At 66.8% G+C, this 15,901-nt stretch carries 11 protein-coding genes; 3 read left to right on the forward strand and 8 right to left on the reverse strand.

The annotated features are described in order from the left end of the window. Positions 1 to 36: 36 nt before the first annotated feature. The 8 genes from greA to ACIIOY_RS03900 form a co-directional block, all read right to left on the reverse strand. The gene (gene greA, locus ACIIOY_RS03865) at positions 37 to 519 is read right to left on the reverse strand and encodes a transcription elongation factor GreA (protein ID WP_411033305.1); all 483 of its coding nucleotides are present in this window, start codon (positions 517 to 519) and stop codon (positions 37 to 39) included. 57 nt (positions 520 to 576) lie between these two features. Then, positions 577 to 786 carry a hypothetical protein gene (locus ACIIOY_RS03870; protein ID WP_411033306.1) on the reverse strand — a complete coding sequence of 70 codons (210 nt, stop codon included), beginning with the start codon at positions 784 to 786 and terminating at the stop codon, positions 577 to 579. A 91-nt stretch (positions 787 to 877) separates the two neighbouring features. Further along, positions 878 to 3,022, reverse strand: a complete 2,145-nt coding sequence (locus ACIIOY_RS03875) for a cellulose synthase (RefSeq protein WP_411033307.1) — start codon at positions 3,020 to 3,022, stop codon at positions 878 to 880. A 158-nt stretch (positions 3,023 to 3,180) separates the two neighbouring features. Next, on the reverse strand, positions 3,181 to 5,532 hold the full coding sequence (locus tag ACIIOY_RS03880) for a cellulose biosynthesis cyclic di-GMP-binding regulatory protein BcsB (protein ID WP_411033308.1): 2,352 nt from the start codon (positions 5,530 to 5,532) through the stop codon (positions 3,181 to 3,183). Then, positions 5,529 to 7,697, reverse strand: a complete 2,169-nt coding sequence (bcsA, locus tag ACIIOY_RS03885; RefSeq protein WP_411033309.1) for a UDP-forming cellulose synthase catalytic subunit — start codon at positions 7,695 to 7,697, stop codon at positions 5,529 to 5,531. Before bcsA ends, ACIIOY_RS03880 begins: the two co-directional genes overlap by 4 nt. A gap of 86 nt (positions 7,698 to 7,783) precedes the next feature. Continuing rightward, complete coding sequence (bcsN, locus tag ACIIOY_RS03890) at positions 7,784 to 8,692, reverse strand: cellulose biosynthesis protein BcsN (RefSeq protein ID WP_411033310.1); 909 nt, start codon at positions 8,690 to 8,692, stop codon at positions 7,784 to 7,786. 126 nt (positions 8,693 to 8,818) lie between these two features. Next, complete coding sequence (gene rhaI, locus ACIIOY_RS03895) at positions 8,819 to 10,111, reverse strand: L-rhamnose catabolism isomerase (protein WP_411033311.1); 1,293 nt, start codon at positions 10,109 to 10,111, stop codon at positions 8,819 to 8,821. Between the two features lie 24 nt (positions 10,112 to 10,135). Then, positions 10,136 to 12,232: a bifunctional rhamnulose-1-phosphate aldolase/short-chain dehydrogenase gene (locus ACIIOY_RS03900; protein WP_411033312.1), complete on the reverse strand. Its 2,097-nt coding sequence runs from the start codon at positions 12,230 to 12,232 to the stop codon at positions 10,136 to 10,138. 203 nt (positions 12,233 to 12,435) lie between these two features. On the opposite strand from ACIIOY_RS03900, the gene ACIIOY_RS03905 reads away from it, so the two are divergent. From ACIIOY_RS03905 to ACIIOY_RS03915, 3 genes are all read left to right on the forward strand, one after another. Continuing rightward, complete coding sequence (locus tag ACIIOY_RS03905; protein WP_411033313.1) at positions 12,436 to 13,248, forward strand: DeoR/GlpR family DNA-binding transcription regulator; 813 nt, start codon at positions 12,436 to 12,438, stop codon at positions 13,246 to 13,248. A gap of 50 nt (positions 13,249 to 13,298) precedes the next feature. Beyond that, on the forward strand, positions 13,299 to 14,294 hold the full coding sequence (gene rhaS, locus ACIIOY_RS03910; protein ID WP_411033314.1) for a rhamnose ABC transporter substrate-binding protein: 996 nt from the start codon (positions 13,299 to 13,301) through the stop codon (positions 14,292 to 14,294). A 62-nt stretch (positions 14,295 to 14,356) separates the two neighbouring features. Further along, positions 14,357 to 15,892 (forward strand): sugar ABC transporter ATP-binding protein, encoded by a 1,536-nt coding sequence (locus ACIIOY_RS03915; protein WP_411033315.1) that lies wholly within the window; start codon positions 14,357 to 14,359, stop codon positions 15,890 to 15,892. The last annotated feature ends 9 nt before the right edge of the window (positions 15,893 to 15,901 follow it).

Below are 15,901 nucleotides of genomic sequence, written 5' to 3' on the forward strand. Positions count from 1 at the left end.
GCGGAAAGCCGGCCTTTCCTCGCATGGCGGGGCCGTTCAGACGATCTTCACGATCTCCAGTTCCTGCTCGCCGACGCTCACGACATCGCCGGCCGCCTTGCCCATCAGGAGGCGGGCGACCGGCGAGACGTAGGAGATCGACCCCGCCTTGGGATCGGCTTCGTCCTCGCCGACGATACGGTAGGTCTGGACGCGTCCGTCATTGCGCCGGAAGGTGACCGTGCTGCCGAAGGCGACGGTCTCGTTCGACGCAGGAGGGGGAACGAGCTGGGCCGTGCGCAGCCTTTCGGAAAAGTAGCGCAAATCGCGCCCCGGGCCTGCCGCCTGGCGGCGGCGTTCGTTGACGTCCTCGATCGCGCCGGCGGACTCGAAGGCCTCGCGCGCCTCCCGGAGCTGCCGTTCGAGCGCCTTCAGGCCCGCCTCGGTCACAAGGTTCGGATGCGGTGAAATGGGACGGTCCGGCAGCTGGGTCTCGGCTGCGGTTTCCGCGCTCTCTTCCTTGACGAATGCGACGCTCACGCTCGAACTCCGTTATGGCCTGCGGGTTCGATGTTTACGGAAATCCGCTGCCGAATGCTACCGCAGCCAGATGGCAAGGTCGGATGGCTTGCGGCCGCGGCGGCTTTGCAGGCCCAGCTTCTCCCAGGCGAACCTCTGCGCGGCGGCCTGCGCGGCTTCCCGGCTCGGATAGGTGTCCGGCAGGACATAGTCCTTGCCCTCGCAGGACAGCAGCGCCCGGCAACTCAAGACGTCGAAATGCAGCTGGATGTTGGAACCTTCGTCCATTTCGCCCTCCCTTCAAAGCAACGGGAGAAACCCTCCAGGTGCCCGGAAGTTCCCGGACCGACCCGATTCTGTCCGAAACCGGTGCCTCAGCCTACCGGCGCGCGTTCCGCTCGGTGCGCATCTCGGCAAGCGCGCGGATGGCATCCTGGCGGCCGGTCTCCCCGAGAGCCTCGAAAAGGCGCTGGGCGTCCATGCGCATGCCGAGATTCTTGTAGGCATAGGCACGCATCACCATCAGGTCCGCCGGCTCGGCGCGGAACTGGCTGCGCTGGTCGAGGAAGACCAGCGTCTCGCGATAGCGTTGCGCCCGGAAGCTGCTGACGGCGCGGTCGGCGAGGATAGCGGCCTGCAGCTCCGCGCCGCGGCTGCGGTCGAGCTTCGCCTTGGTGGCCGCCACGGCCGCTTCGCTGGTGAGGCCTGCCCTCAGATAGGCAAGGCTCTGGCCGTAGGCGGCGTCGCTGCTCACCCGTCCCCCGCCGGCCAGCGCGGCCTCGAAGGCCCGCGCCGCTTCCATCGGCCGGTTGATCTCCATCAGGCACCAGCCGAGCGAGAGCGCACTTACCGGCGACAGGCCGCCCGGGTCGCGCGTCGTGGTGCGGCAATTCACGGCGCCTTCCCGCCGCGCCGCGCGGACGGCGCGCTGCGGCCCGGCGGCACCCTCTTCCACGGTCCGCGCACGCTCTTCGACGGTGCGCTCGCGGGCCGGTACGCGCCGCTCGCTGCGGACGGCCCGCTCCGCGCCATCGCGGCGGGCGGGTGCAGCCTCGCCGCTCGTATCTTCCTCGCCGAGCCGGGCGATCCGCTGGGACCGGCCGCCCCACGCCTGCTTGACGGCGGCAAGGCCGGCGCGATCCTCCAGCCTCAGCCGCGCGACACCGAGGCCATAGGCGGCGGGCTCGTAATCCGTCTTCCACTTCAGCACCTCGGAAAACCATTCCTCGGCGGTCCGCGGCTGGTTCATGGCCAGGGCATACCAGCCGAACTGCTCGCCGGTCTCGGGGCTCTTCTCCTCCAGCGTGACCTGCGCGATGCGGTTCAGCACCTTCGGGTCGAGCTTCGGCAGCGGGTCGAGGGCAAGCAGGTTCGCGGTGGCGGCAAGATAGGTCTGCATCGCCTGGTCGGAGCTCGTGCGCCAGGCGTACATCACCTCCTCCGCCTCGGCGGGCATCTTGCGGGCAAGCAGGATGAGCGCGAGGCCCTGCGAGGCCGAGGCGGAATCCTCGGTGGCGCGCGCCTTGCGGAAGAAGGGTTCGGCGGCGGCGTTCTGATCGCGCCGCAGGTAATACCAGCCGAGCAGCAGCGCGTCGGAGGCGAGCCCCTCGTCCGCCACGAGCTTCTCGACGATCTTCAGATAGGCGGGGGCGACGGTTATCGCCGGATCCCCGTCGCCCTCGCCGACGAAGCGGCGGGCGAGGTCGCTGCGGATTCCGTCGAATTCCTTGACGCCGTCCGCTCCCGTGCGCTCGCGCGCGAGAAGATCCTGCATGTCGGCATAGCCGAGCACGGTCGAGGCCTTCTGCACGGTCGCCACCCGGATCGGCGCATCCGAGCAGTTGTCGAGCATATAGCCATAGGCATCCTTCGCACGCTGCAGGCGATCGATCTTCGCGAAGGCCTCGGCCACGCGCCAGAGCACATCCGCATCGGAGCAGGTGAGCAGGCTCGGCGTTTCCGCGCCGATGCGCACCACCTCCTCGTTCCGCCCCGCATTCGAGGCGGCGACGAGCGCGGCGCGCTTTTCCGCCACCTCGAGACGCTCCACGAGATCGGCGGGCGGAATCCATTGCGGGTCTTCCTGCTGGCGCCGCGCTATCGCCGCGCGCACGTCGGCAAACCGCGACTGGCTGTAGAGCGCCCACATCTCCTCAAGCTGCCTGTCCTCGTTCACCGGCACGGCGAGCGGATTTTCCGGCGGCGTCCAGGTGGGATAGAGCGCGCGCAGGCGGGCGATCTCCGCGTTGAGCCGGGCGGTATCTCCTCGCGCCGCGAAATAACGCAGCGCGCTTTCGTCGACGACAGGGCCGCGCTGGCCGGCTTCTGCGTCCTGCGTCTGGGTCTGCTGCGCGCCCTGCCCGCTCTGCTGGGCCTGCGCCAGCTCCACGCGGGACTGCTTCTGCGCGCCCGTGCCGAGGCGCGACAGGCCCTTCACCAGTTCGTCCGGCACGCCGAAGGAAACGCCGGCGACACTGGCCGCGCCGGCGGAAACGAGGACGAACGCCATCAGGATCGACTTCATCCCGAATTTCCTTCGGTACATCGTAAACACCCAGCTCCGGCTTGGACCGCGACGATACCATGCGTCATGAACGACGGGACATGGCGCCATGTCCCCCAAGGAGAGCCAACCAGTCTGGATAAAACCGCGATAGGGTTAACCGCTGGTAAACGGGCCGCTCACGTTCCCCGTCCGAAGCGGCGCAGCAGTCCCGATGTGGCAACGCCGAGCAGGATCGCCAGCACGCAGAACAGGACGGCATAGGCAAGGATGTTGGAAGAAAGCCAGTTCGCCGCCACGAGGCGCATGTTCGTGAAGGTCCAGGGCTGCGTGGCGACGAACCGGGTTCGGCTCACGGCGCGGGTTTCGAGCGCTTGCGCGTCCTTGCCGTCGAGGCTGGCATAACCGTCGAGCTGGCGCCAGCGCTCATCCTGCGCCACCGCGCTCATGCCGGCGCGAAGGTCGGCGCCGGTCGGGGCGGAGAGCACGATCCAGGTCGCGGTGCGTCCGGGGCTGTCGCCCTGCGCGACGAGGAAGCGGGCGTTCTCGCCGGGCGTGATCGGCGCCTCCTCGCCGGGCAGGAGGCGAAGCGAGGAGAGCGAGATGTCGAACTTATCCTGAAGCCAGGCCTCGAGCGCGGAAATCTGCCCGCGCCAGGACCCGCCGCGCACGCGCGACTGCCATTCGTTGAAGGCGTCCTGCGTCGCGCCCTGCCGGGTGCCGCCCGCAGCCGCCGCGCCCCAGGAGGAGGCGCTTTCGCCGGCAATGTGCATCTGGCCGAGAACGAGCGGCGGAAGCTGCGAGATCGTGCCGACCACGATGGCGTTCCGCTCACCGATCGCGAGCGCCGAGGCTTCCGGCCTGACCTGCAGCGCGCGGCCGCTCGAAACCGCCAATTTCCCGAGGAAGGTGGCGCTCGCCGAGAGCGTCTCGGCGTCGAGGCGGTCGAGATAGAGCGCGATCGGGTCGACCTGGCCGTTATAGGGAAAGCCGGTGCCGGCGAGCGCGGCGAGATTGGGCAGCTGTGCGATGCGGGCAAAGCGCGGCATGCGGAATTCGGACGAGTCGAACAGCGCGAAGCGGGGTTCCTCCAGCGCGCTGGCGCCGGGCGCGCAGACCTTGTCGGCCTGCGTCAACAGCACGGTCTCGATGTCGATGCGGTTCGGGCCGGGGCGAAAGTGCCGCATGGTCACCCGGATCGGCAGGTGGCGGAAGATGCCGCCGTTCCGGCTGGTGATCGGCACCGTGGAGGCGATGTTGCCGTTCACGTAGATGTCGACATGGCTGCCCGGCAGCACTTCGGGGGAGTAGGCGGCATCGAGCATCAGCATCGCCTCGCCATAGGCGTCGGCGTAGAAATCGGAGGGGATGCCGATGTCGAAACCGGTGCGGAAGCGCCGGCCGCTGAATTCGTTGGTGCGCACGCCGAGCGAGGCGAGCGTCAGCGACGTCTCGCCGGTCAGAAGCGGCATGTCCGCGGCATTGCGCTGGCGCACGCTGAGCGCCTCGCGCATCACGCCGAGCGGCCGGTCGACGGGCGAGACCATGCCCTCCACCGCCCCCTCGATCGACGGCCAGTCCGGCCCGCTGACGACGAAGACCTTCCGGTCGCCGGACGGCGCATCGATGAAGGAGGCGATCGCCGAGGAGCGCGCGGCCGCCGGCAGGCCCGGCAGCAGCGGTGCCAGATCCCCGGCCGTGCCGACCAGCACCGTCAGTTCGCCCGCGCCGGCGCTCGCCGGCAGGGCATCGACGACGTCGAAGGTCTGGTTGGGCATCTTCGCCATCAGCGCGAGGCCCTGGCTCAGCCGCATCAGCGCGTTCGTGGCGGCCGGCTGGCCCATTTCGGGCACGACCATAACGAATTTCGTCTGGCCCGTCGGGCCGAGGCCGATGGCCGCGATGTCGTCGGTCGTGAGCGGCCGCCCGCCCGTGTCGGCCGGCGCCGCCAGGAAGGTGCGCGCGGGATCGAGCGCCGTCCAAAGCTCATAGGTCGAGGTGATCGTGCAGTCCGTCCTGTGGCGCTGTACCGCGTTGAAGGTCACGCGGTTGACGCCCGGCCGCAGCAGGCCGGCCGGCAGGTCGAAGCGGATATCCTTCGTCCCTCCCGCCGACTGCACGGGAATCTCGCCGACGGTCACGTCGTTGACGATGACGGTGAGGGTGGAGGATTCGGGCGCGACCACGACGGCGTTGGAATAACCGAGGTTGATCGCCGTGGCGGCGGCCGCCTGCTGCTTGGTGAGGAACACCGGGAAGGACTGGCTGGCGACCTCTCCTTCCAGAAGCAGGGACGGAGCCGGGATGATGTAGCGCCGCAGGGCGGGATCGGGCGTCGCCGCCTTCCTTGCCGGCTCGCCCGTCTGCGTCGTGACCGGCTTGCCATCCCCCGCCGCCGGGTTCGTCTCGACGGCCGGGCCACGCTCGCCGGACATGTCGAAGGGGACGGCCTCTTCCTGCGCGAGAGCGGCCGAGGCGGAAAGGACGAGGGCAAGGCCGAGGAGCCTCGCCTTTTTCGCAAGGAGCGTCACGATGCGGCCTCCTCCCTGCGCGCGCGGAAGCTGCGCAGGAAGTAGAGCAGCCCGCGGCTCGTCTGGTAGGCGGCGATGCCGAGGAACCACAGCGATCCGCGGAACAGGCCCGGATTGTAGCGGCGCGAGATCTGGAAGTCGCTCCACTGATTGGAATTCGCGAAGATGAGGTCGGCGACCAGCGAGTGGTGCCGCGCTTCCTCGGGCATGAAGCGGCAACCGATGGCGACGACGCTGCCGAGGTTCTCCATATTGCGGATGTCGACCGGCAGGGTATCCTCCTGCTCGGCGCCGTAAGGCGTGAAGCGCAGGTCGGCACGGGCGCCCTGCGCCGCCTCGCCCTCCAGCCCGAAGACCTGCACGCGCGCGCCGTGGGCCGAGACGTTCTCCAGCGTCGCCGGGTATTCCCGCCCGTCGAGGATGAAGGTGCAGCGGCGCTTGACGGTGACGCGCCGGCTCGCCGCCCGCTCGCTGCGCTCCGAGACGACGCCGAGGGCACAGCCGGCGATGATGAGGTTCAGAAGGTTCCAGCCGCCGACGACGAAGGTGACGTCGGCCTTGTACGGCTCGGAATAGAAGCGGTAGACGCTCATCAGGAAGGCGATGAAGAGCACGCCGAAGATCACGAAGAACGGGCGGCTGATCTCGGAAAGCCGCGCGACCTTGATCGACTCGTCCTTCGCCGTGACCTTGAAGGTCGGCTTGGTCGGATTGAGCATGACCGAGACGACGGCGGGCAGGAGGTGCACGCTCTGCACATATTCGTAGAGCTCGGAAATCCAAGGCCAGCGGAACGAACCGTAGAGATAATTCTGCATCATCAGGTTCACGAGCATATAGGCGAGCGTGTAGCCGAGGAACTCCCCGCCGGAGGCCGTGAATATCTCCAGGTCGAAGAAGAGATAGAAGAGCGGCGCGAAGAGGAAGATCGTGCGCGGGAAGGGAAACAGCCAGAACAGCGTCGAGGACATGTAGCACAGGCGCTGCGGCAGGGAGAGCCCGCGCTTGAGGAGCGGGAAGCGGAAGCGCAGGATCTGCATCATGCCCTGCGCCCAGCGGCTGCGCTGGCCGATGAAGCTGGCGAAGGTGGCGGGCTGCAGGCCGGCGATCAGCGGCTTGTCGACATAGACGCTGTTCCAGCCGCGCGCATGCAGCGCCAGCGCCGTCTCGCAGTCCTCGGTGATCGAAAGGCCGCTGAAGCCGCCGGCCTCGTTCAGCGCCGTGCGCCTCAGCACCGCCGCCGAGCCGCAGAAGAAGGCGGCGTTCCACTTGTCGAGGCCGCGCTGGATGATGCCGTAGAACATCTCGTTCTCGCTCGGCATCGTCTCGAAGGTGCGCAGGTTCCTTTCCAGCGGGTCGGGGTTCAGGAAGAAGTGCGGCGTCTGGACGAGGAAGAGCTTCGGATCGTCGGCGAAATATCCCACGGTCTCGCGCAGGAAGTCGCGCGCCGGCGCATGGTCCGCGTCGAAGACGGCGATGAGATCGCCCGTCGAATGCTGCATGCCGTTGTTGAGGTTGCCGGCCTTGGCATGCTCGTTGCGGGCGCGGGTGAGATAGTTGACCCCGAGGTCGCGGCAGAGCGCCTGCAACTCCCGGTGCCGCGCCTCGGCGATCTGGGCCTCGACCACCGACGTGGCATTGCGCTTCTGCTCCGTACCGCCGTCGTCGAGCAGCCAGACGGTGAGCCGGCCGGCAGGATAGTCCATCCCCTTGGCGGCGGCGAGCGTGTTGGCGAGAAGGCCCGTGTCCTCGTTGTAGCTCGGCACGAAGACGTCGACCGAAGGCAGGCGCCCTTCCTGCGCCATGCGGCTCTTGCGCGGCGGCAGGGGCATCGCCACGACGAAGAGGCTGAGCGCCAGCATCATCACGCTGTACATCTCGGCGAGATAGAGCAGGAAGCCGGGAATGAAGTTCTCCAGCTGGTTGAGCGGCGGCAGGGTGCTCGTCGTGCGCCAGTAGACGTAGCGCAGGACCACCGCCGTGCCGAAGGCGAGCGCGATGAGCCGCCAGATGCCTTCCGCGCGCAGCACCTTGATCACCGCCATGAAGGTGACCACGGCGATGCTGGCGATGAGCTGGGTCTGGAGATTGATGGGCAGGGTGATCACGAGGATCACGAGAGCGGAGACGAGCGCCCACAGGATAATCGTGCCGGTATATCTCATGCACCGTCCTTCGCCGTCATAGCGCGTGTTGGGCGGACCTTACCCACCATAATGTTAAGGAAAAATTAGAACAGCCGGCCGAAACTTCAATTACAGGTTGCCGACCCCGAGGCTCCTGCAACACAGGCGGGGGACGGCACCACGACGGCCTCGTCGTCCGAAGCCGACGCGCCGCCCGCCGGCGAGGGAACGACGACGGCATCGCCCGTATCGGCGGCATCCGCCTGGCGAGCGGGCCTCCTTTCGGCGGAACGGCGCGTCACCGGAACGTGCTGGCGCGTGGTGACCACCGTGACGGGCGCCTTCTCCTCGACCGCCACCCGCAGCGGTTCGCCGCCGCCGATCCGGCTGTCGACGGAAGCCGGCGTGCCATAGGGGTTCCACGTCGCGCCCGAGAAACCGCCGACGACCGTGTAGCCGTACATCAGTTCCACCAGCTCCTTCTCCGAGGCGCCCGCCTGGCAGACGCGCAGGCGGATCTGGATCATGCCCAGGTCCCTCATCCTGTCGCGCTCTATCACGTCGGAGCGAATCTGCTGCCAGCCGTAGAGGCAGCCGTCATCGCCCGCACCGCGCCCGTACGCATAGCCGAAGGGCCCATAACCGTTGCGCACGAAATTGGGGGAGATCGAAAGCCGGCGGCCGGAAAAATGGGCGGCGATTTCGCCCCGGATCGCCGAGTGCCGCACCGGCTTGAAGGCGAGCGCGCCGCCGGGCATCGCCACCGTCTGCGCCGGCCCGAAGGCCTGGATGCTCAGGAAATTCTGCCCGGGCGTCGCCGCCGAGGCGGAAAGCGCGATCTGCTGCTCGATCGCATTGGTATATTGCCGCTGGATCACGCCGACGATCGACAGCGTACCGGGCGCGGGCAGCACGAGCGCGCTGGTGGCCGGAACGGCGGTGGACATCGTGGCGATGCCCGTGCCGGGACGCGCCGCGCAGCCGGCGAGCGCCATCGCCGCACATGCCGTCAGCAGCGATGCCGCGCGAAGCACCAGGCCGCCACGGCGGAAAAAACGAATCGCCGCCGAATCATCCATGCGGAAGTCATATTTCGCCCCGGCGCAAATAGGAATCCCAAGATATGGCGACAGCCTCCCACAATCTTGGGAGGCCGGCCTTCAGACGATGCCGCCGCCACCCGCGGCGGATGCCGGACGCTCCGCGGCGACCTTCCCGCGATAGCCGCTGGCGCGGTAGGCCGCGACCGGATCGATCGCCCCGCCGGCGCGGCGGCGCGCTTCGGCGAGGATCGGCTCGACATCGACCCGGTAGGCGCGCTTCAGGGTTTCCGTCGCCATCAGCGCATCGTTGTCGTCCTGGTAGCCGGCGAGCGCCGCGCGGTCGACGAGGAGGGCCTGCGCATAGGCGCGGCGGATCTCGTTCGCGCTGTTGATCAGGCTCTCGATCGGGTCGGTGACGTTGTGCGACTGGTCGATCATATGGGCCGGGTGGAAGCCCTCGACGCCCCGCACCTCCGCATCCACCAGTTCGTTGAAGACGAGGAACAGGCGGTAGGGCTCGATCGCGCCGGCGTCGAGGTCGTCGTCGCCGTATTTGGAATCGTTGAAGTGGAAGCCGCCGAGCTTGCCGAACTGGATGAGGCGGGCGACGATCATCTCGATATTGGTGTTCGGCGCGTGGTGGCCGAGATCGACGAGGCACTCAGCCTTCGGGCCGAGCGTCTGGGCGATCAGGTAGTTCGTGCCCCAGTCCTGCACCACCGTCGAATAGAAGGCCGGCTCGTACATCTTGTGCTCGGAAAAGAGCTTCCAGTCGTCCGGCAGCGCCTTGTAGATCTCCGCCATCGCGGCGAGATAGCGCTCGAAGGCCTTGGTGAAGTTGCTCTGGCCGGGGAAGTTGGAGCCGTCGCCGATCCACACGGTGAGCGCCTTCGAGCCGATCGCCTTGCCGATCTCGATGCATTCGAGATTGTGCTCGACCGCCTGGGCGCGGGTCGCCGCATCCGTGTGGCTGAGCGAGCCGTATTTGTAGGAATGCGCCTGGCCCGGCGCATCGGAGAAGGTGTTGGAGTTCATCGCGTCGAAGCCGAGACCGAGCGCATCGCCCTTGGCCTTCAGTTCCTTCGGGTCCGCCTTGTCCCACGGGATATGCAGCGAGACGGTGGGCGTGGCGCGCGTCAACTGGTGGATGACCGCGCAGTCGTCGAGCTTGTCGAAGATGCCGCGCGGCTCGCCCGTGCCGGGAAAGCGCGCGAAACGCGTGCCGCCGGTGCCGACGCCCCAGGAGGGAACGGCGACGAAGAATGTCTCCACCTTGCGGACGATCTCCTCGATGTCGATGCCGCGGCGGGCAAGGCTTGCGCCGAGCGCGTCATAGTCCTCCGCGAGCGCGGGCGCCCGCCTGTCGTTATCCGCGGCAATCACATCCTGCGCGATCCTGAACTCTGCCATTCCATCCTCCCTGATGCGCGCGGATCAGCGCGGAAAACTCTGCGCGTTGCCGGCGTCCACGTTGATGATGTTGCCCGTCGACTTCGCCGAAAGGTCCGAGGCGAGGAAATAGATCGCCTCGGCGATGTCCTGCGGGAAGACGTTGAGCTTCAGCATCGAGCGCTTGCGGTAGTGCTCCTCCAGCTCGTCGACCTCGATCCTGGAGGAGGCCGCGCGCTGTTCGCGCCATTCTCCGTTCCAGATCTTCGATCCGCGCAGCACCGCGTCCGGGTTCACCGTGTTCACGCGGATGCCCGCTTCCGCCCCTTCGAGCGCGAGGCACCGGGCGAGGTGGATCTCCGCCGCCTTCGCCGCGCAATAGGCCGAGGCGTTCGGCGAGGAGGCGAGGCCGTTCTTCGAGGCGACGAACACCACGTTGCCGCCGAGGTTCTGGCGGCGGAACAGCCGGAACGCCTCGCGCGAGACGAGGAAATAGCCGGTCGCCAGGATGTCGATGTTCTTGTTCCACATCGAAAGCTCCGTGCTTTCGATGGGCGCCGACGAGGCGATGCCGGCATTGGAGACGAGGATGTCGACGCCGCCGAACTCGACGCAGGCCTCCGCGAAGGAAGAGACGACCCCTGCTTCGTCCGTGACGTCGAGCTTGACCGTGCGCACGGCATCGCGGCTGTACGCCTTCGCGAAATCCGCGCCGACCTCATCCAGCGCATCGGCATCGATATCGGCCAGCACCACGCAGGCCCCCTCGCCCGCCAGCCGCTCGGCCGTCGCCCGGCCGATGCCGCCGGCCCCGCCCGTCACGAAGGCGACGCGCCCGGCAAGGCTCTTCGGCTTCGGCATGCGCTGGAGCTTCGCCTCCTCCAGCAGCCAGTATTCGATGTCGAAGGCCTCCTGCTCGGGCAGGCCCTGGTATTCGGAAACCGTGGAGGCGCCGCGCATCACGTTGATGGCGTTGACGTAGAATTCGCCGGCGATGCGGGCCGTCGCCTTGTCCTTGGCAAACGAGAGCATGCCGACGCCCGGAACGAGGAAGATGACCGGGTTGGGGTCGCGCATCTTCGGCGAATTGTCGTGCTTGCAGGCCTCGTAGTAGCGCGTGTAGTCGGCGCGGTAGTCCTCCAGCGCCTTGTCGAGGCCGGCGATCACGGCATCGACATCGGGCTTCGCCGGGTCGAAATCGACGATCAGCGGGCGGATCTTCGTGCGCAGGAAGTGGTCCGGGCAGGAGGTGCCGAGGTTCCCGAGCGGCTTCAGGTCCTTCGAGTTGACGAATTCGAGCACGGCGTCCTGGTCGTCGAAATGGCCGAGCTTGCGCTCGGCCTTGCCGATGCGGCCGCGGATTTCCGGCATCAGCTTCGCGGCGACCGCGCGGCGCTCAGCGGCATCGAGGCTCTTTGCGACCGCGCCGCCGAAGATCGTCTTGCCGTCCGTCTCCTTCGCGAACCATTCGATCGCCCTGTTGATGATGTCGAGCGTCAGCAGGTAGCAGTCCTTGGCGTCGTCCGCCCAGGTGAAGAGGCCGTGGCTTTCGAGCACGACGCCCTTGGCCTTCGGGTTCGCCCTGACGAAGGCCTCGAGATCGAGGCCGAGCTGGAAGCCGGGGCGGCGCCAGGGCAGCCAGCCGATCTCCTCGCCGAAGATCCTCGCCGTCAGCTCCTTCGAGTTCTTCGAGGCGGCGATGGCGATGATCGCGTCCGGGTGCATGTGGTCGACATGCGTGAACGGCACGAAGCCGTGCAGGGGCGTGTCGATCGAGGCGGCGCGCGGGTTGAGGTTGAAAGTGCAGTGCGGCAGGAAGCCGACCATGCGGTCCTCGTCCTCCACGCCCCTGTAGAGGCCTTTCAAGGCTTCGAGCTTGTCCATGTAGAGCGTGGCGAAGCCGTCGAGCCTGATCGTGCCGACGTCGCCACCGGAGCCCTTGACCCACAGGACGCGGACCTTCCCGCCCGTCAGCGGATCGGTTTCCTCGACCTTGGCCGACGTGTTGCCGCCGCCGTAATTGGTGATGCGCTTGTCGGCGCCGAGGAGGTTGGAGCGGTAGAGCAGCTTGCCCGGTTCGTCGAGCCCGGCCGCATAGGCATCATCCCAACGGTTTTCGAGAAGGCGGGGCTGGCCCGTCATGACATCCTCCCTGGCTTGTCGGTTTGCGGGACGCCGCAGCCGGCCCCCGTCTCCTTCTTTTCGGAGCTATGACGCATTCCAAGCCGCAATGTCAATCAATTTTGATCATTAAAAATCATTGTGCAATGCAATATGATCTTTTTTGATCGTTTATGATTGACAGCTTAGAGGGAATGCGAATAAATCATGCCCAGGAGGAGCCCATGCACGAACGCGAACGCCATCGCATCATTCTGAGCGCTATCCAGGAGAAGCCCGTCGTGACGGTGCAGGATATCGCCGAACTGACCGAGGCATCCGAAGCCACGATCCGCCGCGACATCGCCGCCCTGCACGTGCAGGGCAAGCTGCGGCGCGTGCGCGGCGGCGCGGAGGCGGTGCATCCGCCGCAGCTCGGCAACCTGGCGGCGCGTCCCTTCAAGGTCTCCGAATCGATCAATATCGATCGCAAGCGCGCAATCGCCCGCCGCGCCGTGGAACTGTGCGAGGAAGGCGATTCCATCATCATCAACGGCGGCACCACGACGTTCCAGATGGTGCATTTCATGTCGGCCCGCCGCCTTCAGGTCATGACCAATTCATTCGCGATCGCCGAGCATCTGGTGAAGCATTCCAAGTGCACGGTCAGCGTTCCGGGCGGGGCGATCTACCGCGACCAGAGCCTGATCCTCTCGCCCTTCGACAATGACGCCATCCGCAACTTCTATGCCCGGCGCATGTTCATCGGCGCTCAGGGGGTCAACGCGCTCGGCATCATGGAATCGGACGCGCTCGTCATCCAGAGCGAGCAGAAGCTGATGCGGCAGGCGGAGGAACTGATCGTGATGGTCGACTCCAGCAAGTTCGAGCGGCGCTCCAGCCTCATCCTCTGCCCGCTGGAGAACGTCACGACGATCATCACCGACGACAGGATTTCGGACGAGGCGGCCGCGATGGTCGCCAATGCCGGCGTAAAGCTCATCACGGTCAAGCCGATGGCTTCGGCCGAAAGGGAGGATTCCACCTCGGCCGCCTGAGGAAAGCGGCGGCCGGGAGGAGTGATTGTTTCAACACTGGGAGGAAGAACATGAGACTGACCACGAAACTGCTCGCCGGCGCCGCCCTCGCGCTCGCCGCCATGATGTCCTCGGCCAGCGCCGCGGACGTGAAGATCGCCCTTCTCGTCAAGTCGCTGGGCAACGGCTTCTTCGAGGCCGCCAACAAGGGCGCGCAGGAGGCCGCAAAGGAGCTCGGCGACGTCGAGATCATCTATACCGGCCCGACCACCACGACGGCCGAAGGCCAGATCGAGGTCATCAACTCGCTGATCGCACAGGGCGTCGATGCCATCGCGATCTCGGCGAACGATCCGGACGCCGTCGTTCCGGCGCTGAAGAAGGCCCAGCAGCGCGGCATCAAGGTGATCTCCTGGGATTCCGGCGTTGCGCCGGAAGGCCGCATCATGCACCTCAACCCGTCCTCCAACGAGCTGATCGGCAAGATGTGCCTGCAGCTCGCCGCCAACCACCTGCCGGACGGCAAGGGCGACTTCGCGATCCTCTCGGCGACGACGACCTCGACCAACCAGAACACCTGGATCGAGGAGATGAAGAAGCAGCTCAAGGACTTCCCGGGGCTCAACCTCGTCACCACCGTCTACGGCGACGACCTTGCCGACAAGTCCTATCGCGAAGCCAACGGCCTCCTGACCTCGCAGCCGAACGTCAAGGTCATCGTCGCGCCGACGACGGTGGGCGTTCTCGCCGCCTCGCAGGCTGTCAAGGATGCCGGCAAGATCGGCGATGTCTACGTGACGGGCCTCGGCCTTCCCTCCGAGATGGCCGGCGCGATCAAGTCCGGCGCGACCAAGGAATTCGCCATCTGGAACCCGATCGACCTCGGCTATTCCGCGACCCAGATCGCCTATCGCCTCGTCAAGGGCGAAACGGACGGCGCGCCGGGCGCGGAAATCGAAGCCGGCCGCATGGGCAAGATCAAGGTGGGCGACAACGGCGAGGCCGCGATGGCCGATCCCTTCGTCTACGACGCCTCGAACATCGACGAGTTCTCGAAGATCTTCTGATCCTTCCAAGCCTTCCCGGCGGCTTCGGCCGCCGGGTCTTTTTCCCTTTTCCGGTGTGGATGATGACGAGCGCTGCAGCTTCCATGATGGCCGCAAAGGCCGAGGCGTTGGAAACGCCCCTCCTGGCGATGCGCGGCATCTCGCAGGTCTTTCCGGGCGTGAAAGCGCTCGACGGCGTCGACATCGCGCTCTATCCCGGCAAGGTGACGGCGCTGATCGGCGAGAACGGCGCCGGCAAGTCGACGCTGGTGAAGATCCTCACCGGCATCTACCGCCCGAACGAGGGCGAGATCGTCATGGACGGCCAGCCCGTCACCTTCGCCAACGCCCAGGCCGCCATCGACGCCGGCGTCACCGCCATCCACCAGGAGACCGTGCTCTTCGACGAGCTGACGGTCGCGGAGAACATCTTTCTCGGCCATGCGCCGCGCACGCGCTTCGGCCTCATCGACTGGAAGACCATCAACGAGCGCGCCCGCGCGCTGATGCACCAGCTCGAAAGCAACATCGACCCGACGATCAAGCTGAAGGACCTGTCGATCGCCCAGCGGCATCTGGTGGCGATCGCGCGTGCGCTCTCGGTCGAAGCGCGCATCGTCATCATGGACGAGCCGACGGCCGCCCTTTCGCGCAAGGAGATCGACGACCTCTTCCGCATCGTCGAGACCCTGAAGAGAAAGGGCAAGGCCATCCTCTTCATCAGCCACAAGTTCGACGAGCTCTACGAGATCGCCGACAATTACGCCGTCTTCCGCGACGGACGCATGGTGGGCGCCGGCAGGCTCAAGGAAACGCCGCAGGAGGAGATCGTGCGCCTGATGGTCGGCCGCGACGTGCACGACGTCTTCCCGAAGACCGCGGTCGCCATCGGCGAGACCGTCTTCAGGGTCGAGGGTTACTGCCACGACACCGAGTTCCGCGACGTTTCCTTCGCGCTCCGGCGCGGCGAGATCCTCGGCGTCTACGGCCTCATCGGCGCCGGCCGGTCGGAGCTCTGCCAGTCGCTGTTCGGCATGACCGCTCCCGCCTCGGGAAAAACCTTTCTCGACGGGCGCGAGATCGTCATCCGCTCCTCCGCCGACGCCATCGCCGCCGGCATCGTCTACGTGCCGGAGGAGCGCGGGCGGCACGGCCTCGCGCTCGAAATGCCGATCTACCAGAACATGTCGCTGCCCTCGCTGGCGCACACCTCCGCCCGGGGATTCCTGAAGGCCGTCAACGAATTCGCACTCGCCCGCAAATATGCCGAGCGGCTGGACCTGCGCGCGGCCGCGCTCTCCGTCCCGGTCGGCACGCTCTCGGGCGGCAACCAGCAGAAGGTCGTCATCGGCAAGTGGCTCGCCACCAAGCCGAAGGTCATCATCCTCGACGAGCCGACCAAGGGCATCGACATCGGCTCGAAGGCCGCCGTGCACGCCTTCATCTCTGAACTTGCCGGCGAGGGCCTCTCGATCATCATGATCTCTTCCGAGCTGCCGGAAATCCTCGGCATGTCGGACCGTGTCCTCGTGATGCGCGAGGGCCTGATGGCCGGCATCTACGACCGCGCGGGGCTGACGGCGGAAACGCTGGTGCGCGCGGCGACCGGCAATGCATAAGGGCATTTG

This window comes from Shinella agrisoli, from assembly GCF_046557955.1.
In the GTDB taxonomy this organism is placed as follows: Bacteria; Pseudomonadota; Alphaproteobacteria; order Rhizobiales; family Rhizobiaceae; genus Shinella.